We start from the raw sequence: 13,988 nt of genomic DNA, 5'->3' as shown, positions 1-13,988 counted from the left end.
GTGATTAGTTACTCTTTTTTTGCCCGTTTTTGTCTTGCAACTGCGACGGTACCAGAACCGTTGTCACGCGTTTGCCTTTATCGCTGAACGCCTGCATTTGCTGCTGTTGCACCAGATAGGTGATGCGATCGCCTTTCACGTTGCTGTCGAGCTGCTCCAGATAGGCGTTGCCCGTCAGGGTCACCAGCTGGGTCGCCACGTCGTAACGCACTTTCTGCGCGTGGCCTTTGACCGGCTTGCCGCTGTCCTGCATCTGGTAGAAGGTTACCGGGTTGCCGAACGCTTCAATATAGGTCTTATTCTGATCTCCGCCCGGACGGGTGACCACCACCTTATCGGCGCGAATATCGATGGTGCCCTGCTTGATCACCACGTTGTCGGTGAAGGTACTGACGTTGCTTTGCATGTCCAACGACTGCTTGAGCGAGTCGATGCTCACCGGCTGGCTGGAGTCGGATTTCAGCGCCAGAGCGGGGGCGCTGGCGGCCAAAACTAAGCTGCCGAGCAACAGGTTACGGAGTTGGTTTTTGGTTCTGAATTTCATAGTTGGTCTTAACCTTATCAATCAGCTCAGCGGTTTTGGTCCGCAGGTTCCCACGCATTTTCATGCCGTTAGAGGTAAAATTGGTCCCGTAAAGCGTGACTTCGTCATCGGAGGTGACGTCCTGGGTGACCAGGTTTACCTGAGCGTTGTCCGTCTTAATTTTTTCCAGCTGCGAGGTGGTGGTCAGGCTGTTTACCTCGACGTGACCATACAGATACAGCATCCGGTCTTTAGTCAGTTTGGCGCGATCGGCGCGAACTGACCAGGTGGCCACCGCATTCTCATCGAACAGCGTCATCACCGGCTGGGTGAACCAGCTCAGCTCGCCGGCGGTGTAATACTTCGCGTCTTCCGCCACCAGTTTGTAATTCAGCTTGCCGGCCGGGTTGTACACCACGGTGACCGTGTGCTGGCTCTGGTAGGTCGGATCCTGATCGTTGACCGGGCCAGGGGCCGTTTCGTCGCTGAAGTCCGTCATGTTCCAGCCGATCAACGCCAGAACGATCACCGTCAACAGGATGGTGATCCACAGTTTGGTTTTACTCATATCGACAGCCCTTTGGCGTCCTCCAGCTTATTTTGAGCCAAAAGAATGATGTCGCACAGTTCGCGCACCGCGCCGCGGCCGCCGGCAATGCGGGTGACGTAGTGGGCGCGCGGCGTCAACAGCGGGTGGGCGTCCGCCACCGCGACCGCCAGGCCGACCTGCGCCATCACCGGCCAGTCGATCAGGTCATCGCCGATATAGGCGACCTGATCCGCCGTTAACGACAGTTTATCCAACAGTTCGCGGAAGGCCAAAAGCTTATCGGATTGCCCCTGATACAGATGGGTGATACCGAGCGTCTGCGCGCGGTCTTCCAGCAGCTTGGCGGAGCGGCCGGTGATGATCGCCACTTCGATGTCCGAGGTTTTCAAGCAGCGGATGCCGTAACCGTCGCGCACGTTGAACGCCTTCAGTTCTTCACCGTTGTTGCCCATGAAGATCAGGCCGTCCGACAGCACGCCGTCAACGTCGCAAATCAACAGGCGGATGTTCCCGGCACGCGCCATAACCTCTTGTTCTACCGGCCCGTAGCAGGTTTCTACCATACCCATTCCGTTCTATTCCTTATTAAACGACGCCGGCGCGCAGCATGTCATGCATATGTACCACACCCAGCAACTGGTCGCCATCGGCAACCAGCAGCGCGGTGATGTGGCGTTGTTGCATCAGGTTCAATGCATCGACCGCCAGAATATTGGGGCGCACCCGCACGCCGCCCGGCGTCATGACATCGGCGATCTTCGCCTCGTGCAGGTTGATGCCCATGTCGAACACCCGGCGCAAGTCGCCATCGGTGAAGATGCCGGCGATTTTCATCAGATCGTCGCAAATCACCGTCAGGCCCAGATTTTTTCGGGTAATTTCCAGCAGCGCGTCGCGCAACGAGGCGTCGGCGCTGACGTGGGGCATTTCGTCGCCGCTGTGCATGATATCGCTAACCCGCAGCAGCAGTTTGCGGCCGAGTGCGCCACCCGGATGCGACAGCGCGAAATCCTCCGGCGTGAAACCGCGCGCTTTCAGCAGCGCGACGGCCAGCGCATCGCCCATCACCAGCGTGGCGGTGGTGCTGGTGGTCGGCGCCAGCCCCAGCGGGCAGGCTTCCTGCGGCACCTTGATGCACAGGTGGATATCCGCCGCTTTGCCCATCGAGCTTTCCGGATTGTTAGTCATACAGATGAGGGTGATCTGCTGGCGTTTCAATACCGGGATCAGCGCCAGGATCTCGCTGGACTCGCCGGAGTTGGAGATGGCGAGCACGATGTCCTGCGGGGTGACCATGCCCAAATCGCCATGGCTGGCCTCCGCCGGGTGAACGAAGAATGAGGGGGTGCCGGTGCTGGCGAAGGTCGCGGCGATCTTGCAGCCGATATGGCCGGATTTGCCCATGCCCATCACCACCACTTTGCCGCCGCAGGCGGCGATCGTTTCGCAGGCGCGGGTGAAGTCTGCGTTGATGTAGCTGTCGAGCTGAGCCAGCCCTTCACGCTCTATCTGAAGCACTTCTTTGCCGGCCTGCTGAAAATCGAAGCCCGGTTGCAACTCAATGTTCGACATACTCATTCCCGTCGGTTTAGCCGAAAGTACTGAAAGGGTTAAAGAACAGCACCGCAAGATACGCAATAAAGCCGCATAATAACAGCGCGCCCGCCAGGTGGCCGATGCGGTGTTTGCGGCCGATGCACAGCACGCTCAGCAGCACGCTGGCCGCCAGCATCACCCAGTAATCGCGCTGGAAGGCGGCGGTGTCCACGCTACCCGGCGACAGCAGGGCGGGGACGCCCAGCACGATCACCGTGTTGAAAATATTGGAGCCGATGATATTACCAATCGCCATATCATCCTCGCCCTTCAGCGCCCCGGCGATGGAGGTGGCCAGTTCGGGCAGGCTGGTGCCGATGGCGATAATGGTCAAGCCGACCACCAGTTCGCTCAGGCCGAAATAGTGCGCAATCACCGTCGCGTTATCGACCACCATCCTGGAAGAGAGCGGCAGAATGATAAACGCCAACACCAGCCACAGCACCGCCACGGTGTTGCTGCTGTCCTGCGGCAGCTCGGCGATCTGTTCCATGGTCAGGCTGTCGCTGCCCTCGCGCTGCGCCAGCCGGGCGATTTTCAGCATCAGCAGGATGAAGCCGGCGGCGGCGGCCAGCAGCAGCACGCCGTCCAGCCTGCTCAGGGTGCCGTCCATCAACACGAAACCGCACAATACTGTGACCGCTAACATCAGCGGCAGTTCGCGCCGCAGTATCTCGGAGCGCGCGGCCAGCGGGTGAATCAGCGCCGCCACGCCCAGGATCAATAAAATGTTGGTAATGTTGGAACCTAATACGTTGCCAACGGCCATATCTATCTGCCCGTTCAGCGCGGCGGTGGTGGACACGATCAGCTCCGGCAGCGAAGTGCCGATGCCGACGATGGTCATGCCGATGATCAACGGCGGGACGCCGAGCGAGCGGGAAATCACGGCAGCACCATAAACTAAGCGGTCTGCACCATACACCAGTAGAAATAAACCAACGATTAATAATGCTATCGCGAGAAACATGCAGGATCCTTTGTCGGGTATTATCCCGGTTCGTTGGTTAAAGCCGTCAATGCGGCGGTATTGCTTGCCCTCCGTTGCGCGCGCTAGAGCTACAGCAACGGTTTTTCCCGGCTAATAGTTGAACAGTTTCGTTTTTTTTCGTTATGGCGCCAATTTTGACCGGGTGGCGCGGAAAAGTAAAACCAATGGCACCATTGGTCGCGAAATGGCAGTAAGTTTTTGTAAAGATGAGACGGATTGAGCCCATTGCTTTAACATCACGGGTAGATTCAGCAACAGATGAGTCGTAAAGGGTCCATTAACATGCTCCATAAGGCAGATAATTTGGTCGAAGTGCGCGACATGAGCTTCTCGCGCGGCGACCGGCGGATATTTGAAGACATCAACCTGACGGTGCCCCGAGGCAAGGTCACGGCAATCATGGGGCCATCGGGCATCGGCAAAACCACGCTGCTGCGCCTGATAGGCGGCCAGCTGACGCCGGACAGCGGGGAGATTTGGTTCGACGGCGACAACATTCCCGCGTTGTCCCGCCGTCAGTTATACGACGCGCGCAAAAAGATGAGCATGCTGTTCCAGTCGGGCGCGCTGTTCACCGATTTGACCGTATTCGAAAACGTGGCCTACCCGCTGCGCGAGCACAGCAACCTGCCTGAACCCCTGCTGCGCAGCACGGTGCTGATGAAGCTGGAGGCGGTAGGGCTGCGCGGTGCGGCCCAGCTGATGCCCAATGAGCTTTCTGGCGGCATGGCGCGTCGGGCGGCGTTGGCGCGCGCGATCGCGCTGGACCCTGATATGATCATGTTCGACGAACCCTTCGTCGGCCAGGATCCGATCACCATGGGGGTGCTGGTCAAGCTGATCGATGAGCTGAACCATGCGCTGGGCATTACCTGCATCGTGGTGTCGCACGACGTGCCGGAGGTGCTGAGCATCGCCGACTACGCCTACATCGTGGCCGATCACCGGGTGATCGCCGAAGGCACCACGCAGCAATTGCAGAACAATCCTGATGCGCGCGTGCGCCAGTTCCTGGATGGTATAGCGGATGGGCCGGTGCCGTTCCGTTACCCGGCCGGGGATTATCAGACCGAACTGCTAGGCTTAGGGAGTAAATAAGCTCATGTTATTAAGAGCGTTAGCGTCCTTGGGGCGCAGTGGCATCAACACCAGCGCCAGCTTCGGCCGCGCCGGGTTGATGCTGTTCAACGCGTTGATTGGCCGGCCGGAACCCGGCAAGCAGTGGCCGCTGTTGTTGAAACAGCTCTACAGCGTCGGCGTGCAGTCGCTGCTGATCATCATGGTCTCCGGGCTGTTCATCGGCATGGTGCTGGGCCTGCAGGGCTATATCGTGCTCACCACCTACAGCGCCGAGGCCAGCCTCGGCATGATGGTGGCGCTGTCGCTGCTGCGCGAACTGGGGCCGGTGGTGACGGCGCTGCTGTTCGCCGGCCGCGCCGGTTCCGCGCTCACGGCGGAAATCGGCCTGATGAAGGCGACGGAGCAGATCTCCAGCCTGGAAATGATGGCGGTCGATCCGCTGCGGCGCATCGTGGCGCCGCGCTTCTGGGCGGGGCTGATCAGCATGCCGCTGTTGACCATCATTTTCGTGGCGATCGGCATCTGGGGCGGCTCGGTGGTCGGCGTGGACTGGAAGGGCATCGACAGCGGCTTCTTCTGGTCGGCGATGCAGGGCGCCGTGGAGTGGAAAAAAGATCTGCTCAACTGCCTGATCAAAAGCGTGGTATTCGCCATTACCGTAACCTGGATTGCCATTTTCAACGGGTACGACGCCGTGCCTACCTCTGAAGGGATTAGCCGGGCGACGACGCGTACCGTGGTGCATTCGTCACTGGCGGTGTTGGGATTGGATTTCGTGCTGACAGCACTGATGTTTGGGAATTGATTCGATGCAAACGAAGAAGAGTGAAATCTGGGTTGGGGCATTTATGCTGATCGCGCTGTGCGCCATCGTGTTTATCTGCCTGCAGGTGGCGAACCTTAAATCGATCGGCAGCGAGCCGACCTACCGCATTTACGCGACGTTCGACAACATCGGCGGCCTGAAACCGCGTTCGCCGGTGAAGATCGGTGGCGTGGTGATCGGCCGCGTGGCGGACATCGAGCTCGATCCGAAAACCTACACGCCGCGCGTGGCGCTGGATATCCAGAAAAAGTACGACCAAATCCCGGATACCAGCTCGCTGGCGATCCGCACCTCCGGCCTGCTGGGCGAGCAATATCTGGCGCTTAACGTGGGCTTCGAAGATCCTGACATGGGCACCACCATTCTGAAAGACGGCGGCACCATCCAGGACACCAAATCAGCCATGGTTCTGGAAGATCTGATCGGCCAGTTCCTGTATAAAAGCGGCGGTCAGGACAGCGCCAAATCGGGAGACGCGGCCGCTGAGCCGGCTGCCGGCGCCGCACCGCAACCCGCTGTTCCAAATCATTAAGAGAGGATACCTGCATGTTTAAACGTTTACTGATGGTGGCTCTGCTGGTGGTTGCACCGCTGGCGAGCGCAGCCGACCAAACCAATCCTTACAGCTTGATGCAAGACGCGGCGCAGAAGACCTTCAGCCGTTTGAAGAACGAACAGCCGAAGATCAAGCAGGACCCGAACTACCTGCGCTCCATCGTGCATCAGGAACTGATGCCGTTCGTGCAGGTGAAATACGCCGGCGCGCTGGTGCTGGGCCGTTACTACAAAGACGCGACGCCTGCGCAGCGCGAAGCCTACTTCACCGCCTTCCAGGCTTACCTGGAGCAGGCTTACGGCCAGGCGCTGGCGATGTACCACGGCCAGACTTACCAGATTGCGCCTGAACAGCCGCTGGGCAATGCCGACATCGTGGCCATTCGCGTCACCATCATCGACAACGGCGGCCGCCCGCCGGTGCGTCTGGATTTCCAATGGCGCAAGAACAGCAAAACCGGCTATTGGCAGGCGTATGACATGATCGCCGAAGGCGTCAGCATGATCACCACCAAGCAGAACGAGTGGGCGTCCACGCTGCGTACTCAGGGCATCGATGGCCTGACCAAACAGCTGCAGGCCGCCGCCGCGCAGCCTATTACGCTGGACAAGAAAAACTGATGTCGGCAGCGCTCAGCTTCGAATCACAGCAGCAGACGCTGATCCTGCGCGGTGAACTGGACCGGGAAACGCTGCAGCCGCTGTGGCGGCAGCGCGATGCGCTGATGGCGGATAAAACCGCGATCGACGTGGCGCAACTGGAGCGGGTGGACTCCGCCGGGCTGGCGCTGTTGCTGCATCTGCAGGAAGAGCAGCGCGAGCGCGGCGTAGCGCTAAAAATTTTCGGCGCCACCGAGCGCCTGAAAACGCTGATCGCGCTCTACAACCTGCAGGCGATAATGCCTGTCGATACCGCCGGTTAGCGGCGTTTTACGTCGCCCTTGCGTGGTAAAACGATACAAAGCCCCTGTTACGCAGGGGCTTTTTCTTTAGTTTAAGAAAACATCGTATTCCACTAAGATACTAGGCTGTTTATGATCCTTTAGCGGCAGAACTGGATACTATGGAAACCAACGAGATTAAAGACGTGCTGATGCAGGCATTGGCACTGGATGAAGTACATGTGACGGGCGACGGCAGCCATTTTCAGGCGATCGTGGTCGGTGAACTGTTCGCCGGTATGAGCCGCGTCAAAAAACAGCAGACGGTTTACGCACCGCTGATGGAATACATTGCGGACAACCGCATTCATGCCTTGTCTATCAAGGCGTACACCCCTGAAGAGTGGCAGCGAGACCGCAAACTCAACGGATTTTAAGGCTGTTTGCCCTGCCGGGCGGGCAGCTTCAGATTAGATAACAGAGAGTAGTCAGATGGATAAATTTCGTGTGCAGGGTCGGACTCGCCTGAGTGGTGAAGTGTCTATTTCCGGGGCCAAAAACGCCGCCCTGCCGATCCTGTTCGCCGCCCTGTTGGCGGAAGAGCCGGTCGAACTGCAGAATGTCCCTAAGCTGAAGGACATCGACACCACCATTAAACTACTCAACCAGCTGGGTACCAAGATTGAGCGCAACGGTTCGGTCTTCGTGGACGCCAGCGGTGTGAACGAGTTCTGTGCCCCTTACGATCTGGTGAAAACCATGCGCGCATCCATCTGGGCGCTGGGGCCACTGGTGGCGCGCTTTGGCCGCGGCCAGGTTTCCCTGCCGGGCGGCTGCGCGATCGGCGCGCGTCCGGTCGATCTGCACATCACCGGCCTGGAGCAGTTGGGTGCCGAGATCAAGCTGGAAGAAGGTTACGTCAAGGCGTCCGTCGAGGGCCGCCTGAAGGGCGCGCACATCGTCATGGACAAGGTGAGCGTGGGCGCGACCGTGACCATCATGAGCGCCGCGACCCTGGCGACCGGCACCACCGTTATCGAAAACGCCGCGCGTGAGCCGGAAATTGTCGATACCGCCAACTTCCTCAACACGTTGGGCGCGAAGATCAGCGGCGCCGGCAGTGACAAAATTACCATCGAGGGCGTCGAGCGTCTTGGCGGCGGCGTGTACCGCGTGCTGCCTGACCGCATCGAGACCGGTACCTTCCTGATCGCCGCTGCGGTTTCCGGCGGCAAAGTGATGTGCCGCAACACCCGTCCGGACACGCTGGATGCGGTGCTGGCCAAGCTGCGCGAAGCCGGTGCCGATATCGAAGTGGGTGAAGACTGGATCAGCCTGGACATGCACGGCAAACGCCCGAAAGCGGTCACCGTGCGCACCGCGCCGCACCCGGGCTTCCCGACCGACATGCAGGCCCAGTTCAGCCTGTTGAACCTGGTGGCGGAAGGCACCGGCGTCATCACCGAGACCATCTTCGAAAACCGCTTCATGCACGTGCCGGAACTGATCCGCATGGGCGCGCACGCGGAAATCGAGAGCAACACCGTAATCTGCCACGGCGTTGAGCAGCTGTCCGGCGCTCAGGTGATGGCGACCGATCTGCGCGCTTCCGCCAGCCTGGTGATCGCCGGCTGCATCGCCGACGGCGTGACCGTCGTCGATCGCATCTACCACATCGATCGCGGCTATGAGCGTATTGAAGACAAGCTGCGCGCGCTGGGTGCGAACATCGAACGCGTGAAAGGCGAGTAAGTGATTAGCGCCGGCGCGGCTGCGTCGGCGGGATGAAAATCAAAGGGCCGGCTATCAATGCCGGCCCTTTTTTAATTACTGTCTTCCGGGAATTCACCCACCGTCATTTTCAACGTAATGCGCTTGCCGTCGCGCAGCACGATGACCGGTATCTCGGTGCCCGGCCTGATCTCCGCGACCTGATCCATGGTCTCCAGCACGGACACCGCCGGTTTGTTATCCACGTTGATGATGATGTCGTTGATCTGGAAACCGGCGCTGCTCGCCGGGCCGTTCGGCGTAATTTCGGTCACGATGATGCCCTGCAGGCGATCGATGCCGGAATTGGAGGAACGCAGCGGAATGATCTCCTTGCCCTGAATGCCGAAATAGCCACGGATCACGCGGCCGTCGCGGATCAGCTTGTCCATGATTTTGGTGGCCAGTTCGATCGGAATGGCGAAGCCGAGGCCCTCCGGCGTTTCGCCGTCGGTGATTTTGTCATAGGTCAGGGTGTTGATGCCGATCAGTTCGCCCAGCGAGTTGACCAGCGCGCCGCCGGAGTTGCCGCGGTTGATTGAAGCGTCGGTCTGCAGGAAAGTCTGTCGGCCGGTGGTGCTCATACTGATGCGCCCGGTGGCGCTGAGGATGCCCTGAGTGACGGTCTGCCCCAGGTTATACGGGTTGCCGATTGCCAGCACCACGTCCCCGACGTGGGCAACGCGGTTTTTGTTGGTCGGGATCACCGGCAGGTTGCCGGGATCGATCTTCAGCACCGCCAAATCGGTCAGGCCGTCGGAGCCGACCAGCAGCGCTTCGTAGCGGCGGCCGTCCTGCAACACCACGGTGATCTGCTGGGCGTCTTTGATCACGTGGCGGTTGGTGATGATATAGCCGCGTTCGTTCATGATCACGCCGGAACCGAGCGACAGCACGTTGGCGGCGCCGTTCAGGTTGCGGTTGTAGATGTTCACCACGGCGGGCGCGGCGCGGCGCACTGCCTTGTTGTAGCTCACCGGCGTTTCGTCGCTGGTATTCTCGGTTTTCTCTGCAAACAGGCCGTTGGAAGAGCGCAGCATGGGCAGGGCAGCCAACAGCAGGCCGGCAACGATGAGACCGATAACGACAGAACGCAAGAGCTTAGCAAACATGGAGTTTTCGTGGTGTGGTGAACGATGTTCGGAGGATAGCATGAGTTAACCGGGCGCAGTATGTCACCGAGCCCGGTTTTTGCACAAATTAACGCAGCAGCAGATAAATGGTTTCGGTACCGCGCACGATATTGAGCGCCATCACCGGTGGTTTGGCTTCCAGCACCTTGCGCAGCGCGGTAATGCTGTCCACGCGCTGGCGGTTGACGCCGATGATCACGTCGCCTTTTTGCAGGCCGATTTGCGCCGCCGTCGAGCCTTTATCCACGTTCTCTACCTTCACGCCCTTGTCGCCGCTCGGCAGCGCACCGTTGCTGAGGGAAACGCCCTGCAGCGCCGGCGACAGCGTTTCGGCATTGGTCGAGGCGCTCTCGCTGTTGTCCAGCGTGACCGAGACTTCCTGCGGTTTGCCGTCGCGCAGCAGGCCCACTTTGAGGGTTTTGCCCGGCGCAGTGGTGCCGACCTTGGCGCGCAGCTCGGCGAAGCTGTTCACCGGCTTGCCGTCGACGGAAACCAGAATATCCCCGGCTTTGATGCCGGCCTTGGCGGCGGCGGATTTCGGCAGCACTTCGCTGACGAAGGCGCCGCGCTGCGCGTCGGTGTTGAAGGCTTTGGCCATGTCAGGGGTCATTTCGCTGCCCTTGATGCCGAGCAGGCCGCGTTTCACTTCGCCGAATTCGATCAGTTGCTGGCTCAGGTTCTGCGCCATATTGCTCGGAATGGCGAAACCGATGCCGACGTTGCCGCCGCTCGGCGCGAGAATGGCGGTATTGATGCCGATCAGCTCGCCGTTCAGGTTAACCAACGCGCCGCCGGAGTTGCCGCGGTTGATCGAGGCGTCGGTCTGAATGAAGTTTTCCAGCCCTTCCAGATTCAGGCCGGTGCGGCCCAGCGCCGAGATGATGCCTGAAGTGGCGGTTTGGCCCAGGCCAAACGGGTTGCCGACCGCCACAGCGAAGTCGCCGACGCGTAGCTGGTCGGAATCGGCCATCTTGATGGCGGTCAGGTTTTTGGTGTCGCTGAGCTGCAGCAGGGCGATGTCGGATTGCTCATCGCGGCCGACCAGCTTGGCGTCCAGTTCGCGCCCGTCGTTCAACTGTACGCGGATTTTATCGGCGTTGTTGATGACGTGATTGTTGGTCAGCACGTAGCCTTTGGCGGCGTCGATGATGACGCCGGAACCCAGCCCTTCAAACGGGCGGGAGCTTTGCTGTTGGCCGGGGAAATTGGGGCCGAAGAAGCGTCTGAACTCTTCCGGCAGCTGTTGACGCTGCACCTGGGTGCCTGCGACATGCACGCTCACTACGGCGGGCAAGACTTTTTCCAGCATCGGCGCCAGGCTCGGCAGCGGCTGCCCCTGAACGGCAACGGGCAGGGCCGCGTTGGCCACCGGTACGGCGCTGAACGCCAGGCCGAGGCTCATTGCCAATGCACTAAGAATTAAAGACTTTTTCTTCATTGATGATAACTCTCTCAATACCTGCCGATGAAAATTTGATGATAAGGCAATCACCTTGTCATAGTGAAGGGTAAGACCGTGAATTTGCGTGCAAAGTTCAGTAAAGGTAATGCGAAGGAAGGTCAATAAGGCACAAAGGGGGAATAAACCCGCGGGTGGCCCCGCGGGCGAAGAAGGAATATCAGTCGCGGCGTGCGCTTTGACCGCGCAGCAGGCCGGAGGCCCCTTCAGAATAGTCGCGCGGCATTTCCACCGGCGCCTGATCGTTGTCCGCTTCCGCTTCGGTCAGGCGATAGCGGAACGGGTTCTCCTGCATCGGCAGATCCGGCAGCAGGTTGTTGGAGCTTTTCGCCATATGCTGATACAGCTGGCGATAATCGCGAGCCATGTTGTCCAGCAGCTCGGCGCTGCGGGCGAAGTGGCCGACCAGCTCCTGGCGGTACTCTTCCAGCTCGGTTTTGCTCTTGTCCAGCTCGTTCTGCAGGACTTGTTGTTGACGTAATTTACGGTTGCCAAAACGCATCGCCACCGCCCCAATCACGATACCGACGACCAAACCAATCAGCGCATACTCCCAGGTCATGATGACTCCTATTTTGACTTCGTTGTTCCGCAGGGATTTTTCACTTAATAATATCCACTATAACCGTTAACCTTGTCCGAGTGGAATCCTGATGCGCTTCCACCCAGTGTTTACAGGGTTTTCAACGGCGCCCGCAGCGGGCATTTGTGGCGATAACGGTGCGAATCGGCATCAACTTGCCGCTAACGTTGGCTAAATAATTTCTAAGCGTTCTTAGGGAACATCGAACAGATGCAGGCACTATCACCGTTATCTCGCTACCAGCAGGCGCTGGACGCGGGGGAATATCAGGCCGATGAGGTTCAACGCCGGGCCGTCGCTCAACTGGATCGCATTTATCAGGCTCTGCTGCAAAAGCCCGCGGCGAGCGCGCCTGCGGGCGGGCTGCGCGGCAAGCTCAGCCGTTTGTTGGGCAAGGGCGGCGAAACGGCGCCGCAGCGTCCGGTGCAGGGGCTGTATATGTGGGGCGGCGTCGGGCGCGGCAAAACCTGGCTGATGGACATGTTCTTCCACAGCCTGCCGGGCGATCGCAAAATGCGTCTGCACTTCCACCGCTTCATGCTGCGGGTGCATGAAGAGCTGACCGAACTGCAAGGGCGGGAAAACCCGCTGGAAATCGTCGCCGACGGCTTCAAGGCCGAAACCGACGTACTGTGCTTCGACGAATTCTTCGTGTCCGACATCACCGACGCCATGCTGCTGGCCACGCTGCTGCAGGCGCTGTTCGCCCGGGGCATCACGCTGGTGGCCACGTCGAACATCCCGCCGGACGATCTGTACCGCAACGGCCTGCAGCGGGCGCGTTTCCTGCCGGCAATCGATCTGATCAATGAGTACTGCGACGTGATGAACGTCGACGCCGGCATCGACTATCGTCTGCGTACCCTGACCCAGGCGCACCTCTATCTGACGCCGCTGAACGACCAGACGCGCGCGACCCTGGATCGGATGTTCGTCAAGCTGGCGGGCAAGGCGGGGGAGGACGCGCCGGTGCTGCAGATCAACCATCGGCCGCTGCAGGCGATCCGTTCGGTGGACGGCGTGCTGGCGGTGGATTTCCACACGCTGTGCGAAGAGGCGCGCAGCCAGCTGGACTACATTGCGCTGTCGCGGCTGTATCACAGCGTGATCCTGTATAATGTGCAGGTGATGGGGCCGCTGAAAGAGAATACCGCGCGCCGCTTCCTGGCGCTGGTGGACGAATTTTACGAGCGACACGTCAAGCTGGTGATCGGCGCCGAGGCGTCGATGTTCGAGATCTACCAGGGGGAGAGGCTGAAGTTCGAGTACCAGCGCTGCCTGTCGCGCCTGCAGGAAATGCAGAGCGAAGAGTACCTCAAGCTGCCGCATCTGCCCTGAGTCCGCCGGGCCTATCGCCGGTTGCCTGCCGCCGGCGATAAATTTATTTTCCATTCAAAAACCGTTCGATCTTTGTGAGCGACTTCTCTATAATCTTGCGACCCCACGTTACAACAAAGTTTTTTTTCCCAAAAACTTTATAGTGCCGGCAATGGCTATTCGAAGGGGTAGGTTTGCTGGACTTGTATGGTCGTGTGAGCCTCAACTGTTTTCGAGCGTTTGGGTGTTCACCAACGTGTAACTAATTATTGGGTAAGCTTTCTAATGAAAACTTTTACAGCTAAACCAGAAACCGTAAAACGCGACTGGTACGTTGTTGATGCAGATGGTAAAACTTTAGGCCGTCTCGCTACTGAACTGGCTCGTCGCCTGCGCGGCAAGCATAAAGCGGAATACACCCCGCACGTGGATACCGGTGATTACATCATCGTTCTGAACGCTGACAAAGTTGCTGTAACCGGCAACAAGCGTACAGACAAAGTGTACTACCACCACACCGGCCACATCGGTGGTATCAAGCAAGCGACCTTTGAAGAGATGATTGCCCGCCGTCCTGAGCGCGTGATTGAAATCGCGGTTAAAGGCATGCTGCCAAAGGGCCCGCTGGGTCGTGCTATGTTCCGTAAACTGAAAGTTTACGCGGGCACCGAGCACAATCACGCGGCACAGCAACCGCAAGTTCTGGACATTTAATCGGGATTAA

Annotated in this window: 17 protein-coding genes; 9 read left to right on the top strand and 8 right to left on the bottom strand. The window is 59.2% G+C overall.

Annotation, left to right across the window (positions count from 1 at the left end; translation table 11 throughout):
* Positions 1-4: 4 nt before the first annotated feature.
* The 5 genes from lptA to V8N38_RS22675 are packed head-to-tail and all read right to left on the bottom strand — an operon-like array spanning position 5 to position 3,639.
* On the bottom strand, positions 5-544 hold the full coding sequence (lptA, locus tag V8N38_RS22695) for a lipopolysaccharide ABC transporter substrate-binding protein LptA (protein ID WP_025304377.1): 540 nt from the start codon (positions 542-544) through the stop codon (positions 5-7).
* The gene (gene lptC / locus V8N38_RS22690; protein ID WP_038879652.1) at positions 513-1,091 is read right to left on the bottom strand and encodes an LPS export ABC transporter periplasmic protein LptC; all 579 of its coding nucleotides are present in this window, start codon (positions 1,089-1,091) and stop codon (positions 513-515) included. Before lptC ends, lptA begins: the two co-directional genes overlap by 32 nt.
* Entirely contained in the window at positions 1,088-1,642 is a 555-nt protein-coding gene (gene kdsC, locus V8N38_RS22685) for a 3-deoxy-manno-octulosonate-8-phosphatase KdsC (RefSeq protein ID WP_021505108.1), read from the bottom strand. The genes lptC and kdsC overlap by 4 nt, the downstream gene beginning before the upstream one ends.
* Before the next feature lie 16 nt (positions 1,643-1,658).
* Positions 1,659-2,645 carry an arabinose-5-phosphate isomerase KdsD gene (gene kdsD, locus V8N38_RS22680; RefSeq protein ID WP_038879650.1) on the bottom strand — a complete coding sequence of 329 codons (987 nt, stop codon included), beginning with the start codon at positions 2,643-2,645 and terminating at the stop codon, positions 1,659-1,661.
* A gap of 16 nt (positions 2,646-2,661) precedes the next feature.
* Positions 2,662-3,639 (bottom strand): calcium/sodium antiporter, encoded by a 978-nt coding sequence (locus V8N38_RS22675; RefSeq protein WP_004937053.1) that lies wholly within the window; start codon positions 3,637-3,639, stop codon positions 2,662-2,664.
* 303 nt (positions 3,640-3,942) lie between these two features.
* Between V8N38_RS22675 and mlaF the strand changes: the two genes are divergently transcribed.
* The 7 genes from mlaF (at position 3,943) to murA (ending at position 8,754) form a co-directional block, all read left to right on the top strand.
* Complete coding sequence (gene mlaF / locus V8N38_RS22670) at positions 3,943-4,758, top strand: phospholipid ABC transporter ATP-binding protein MlaF (protein ID WP_060424665.1); 816 nt, start codon at positions 3,943-3,945, stop codon at positions 4,756-4,758.
* 4 nt (positions 4,759-4,762) lie between these two features.
* Positions 4,763-5,545, top strand: coding sequence for a lipid asymmetry maintenance ABC transporter permease subunit MlaE (gene mlaE, locus V8N38_RS22665; protein WP_004937059.1), 783 nt, complete (start codon positions 4,763-4,765; stop codon positions 5,543-5,545).
* 4 nt (positions 5,546-5,549) lie between these two features.
* Positions 5,550-6,098, top strand: a complete 549-nt coding sequence (gene mlaD, locus V8N38_RS22660) for an outer membrane lipid asymmetry maintenance protein MlaD (protein ID WP_060424667.1) — start codon at positions 5,550-5,552, stop codon at positions 6,096-6,098.
* A gap of 14 nt (positions 6,099-6,112) precedes the next feature.
* Positions 6,113-6,742: a phospholipid-binding protein MlaC gene (mlaC, locus tag V8N38_RS22655; protein ID WP_060424669.1), complete on the top strand. Its 630-nt coding sequence runs from the start codon at positions 6,113-6,115 to the stop codon at positions 6,740-6,742.
* Positions 6,742-7,044 carry a lipid asymmetry maintenance protein MlaB gene (gene mlaB / locus V8N38_RS22650; RefSeq protein ID WP_060424671.1) on the top strand — a complete coding sequence of 101 codons (303 nt, stop codon included), beginning with the start codon at positions 6,742-6,744 and terminating at the stop codon, positions 7,042-7,044. Before mlaC ends, mlaB begins: the two co-directional genes overlap by 1 nt.
* A 140-nt stretch (positions 7,045-7,184) precedes the next feature.
* Positions 7,185-7,439, top strand: a complete 255-nt coding sequence (ibaG, locus tag V8N38_RS22645; RefSeq protein ID WP_004937066.1) for a BolA family iron metabolism protein IbaG — start codon at positions 7,185-7,187, stop codon at positions 7,437-7,439.
* Positions 7,440-7,494: 55 nt separating this feature from the next.
* Entirely contained in the window at positions 7,495-8,754 is a 1,260-nt protein-coding gene (gene murA, locus V8N38_RS22640) for a UDP-N-acetylglucosamine 1-carboxyvinyltransferase (RefSeq protein ID WP_004937068.1), read from the top strand.
* A gap of 71 nt (positions 8,755-8,825) precedes the next feature.
* On the opposite strand, the gene degS is transcribed toward murA, so the two are convergent.
* The 3 genes from degS to zapG form a co-directional block, all read right to left on the bottom strand.
* Entirely contained in the window at positions 8,826-9,884 is a 1,059-nt protein-coding gene (degS, locus tag V8N38_RS22635; protein WP_019453130.1) for an outer membrane-stress sensor serine endopeptidase DegS, read from the bottom strand.
* Between the two features lie 88 nt (positions 9,885-9,972).
* The gene (gene degQ, locus V8N38_RS22630; RefSeq protein WP_060424673.1) at positions 9,973-11,343 is read right to left on the bottom strand and encodes a serine endoprotease DegQ; all 1,371 of its coding nucleotides are present in this window, start codon (positions 11,341-11,343) and stop codon (positions 9,973-9,975) included.
* 181 nt (positions 11,344-11,524) lie between these two features.
* Entirely contained in the window at positions 11,525-11,926 is a 402-nt protein-coding gene (zapG, locus tag V8N38_RS22625; protein ID WP_004937074.1) for a Z-ring associated protein ZapG, read from the bottom strand.
* Positions 11,927-12,157: 231 nt separating this feature from the next.
* On the opposite strand from zapG, the gene zapE reads away from it, so the two are divergent.
* A complete protein-coding gene (gene zapE, locus V8N38_RS22620; RefSeq protein ID WP_060424675.1) occupies positions 12,158-13,285 on the top strand; it encodes a cell division protein ZapE in 1,128 nt (375 codons plus the stop codon).
* 264 nt (positions 13,286-13,549) lie between these two features.
* Positions 13,550-13,978, top strand: coding sequence for a 50S ribosomal protein L13 (gene rplM, locus V8N38_RS22615; protein ID WP_004937079.1), 429 nt, complete (start codon positions 13,550-13,552; stop codon positions 13,976-13,978).
* The last annotated feature ends 10 nt before the right edge of the window (positions 13,979-13,988 follow it).

Origin of the sequence: Serratia nevei, from assembly GCF_037948395.1 — a bacterium.
Taxonomy (GTDB): domain Bacteria; phylum Pseudomonadota; class Gammaproteobacteria; order Enterobacterales; family Enterobacteriaceae; genus Serratia; species Serratia nevei.
Note: the sequence above shows the minus strand (reverse complement) of the source record. Positions and strands in the feature narration are given on the sequence as shown.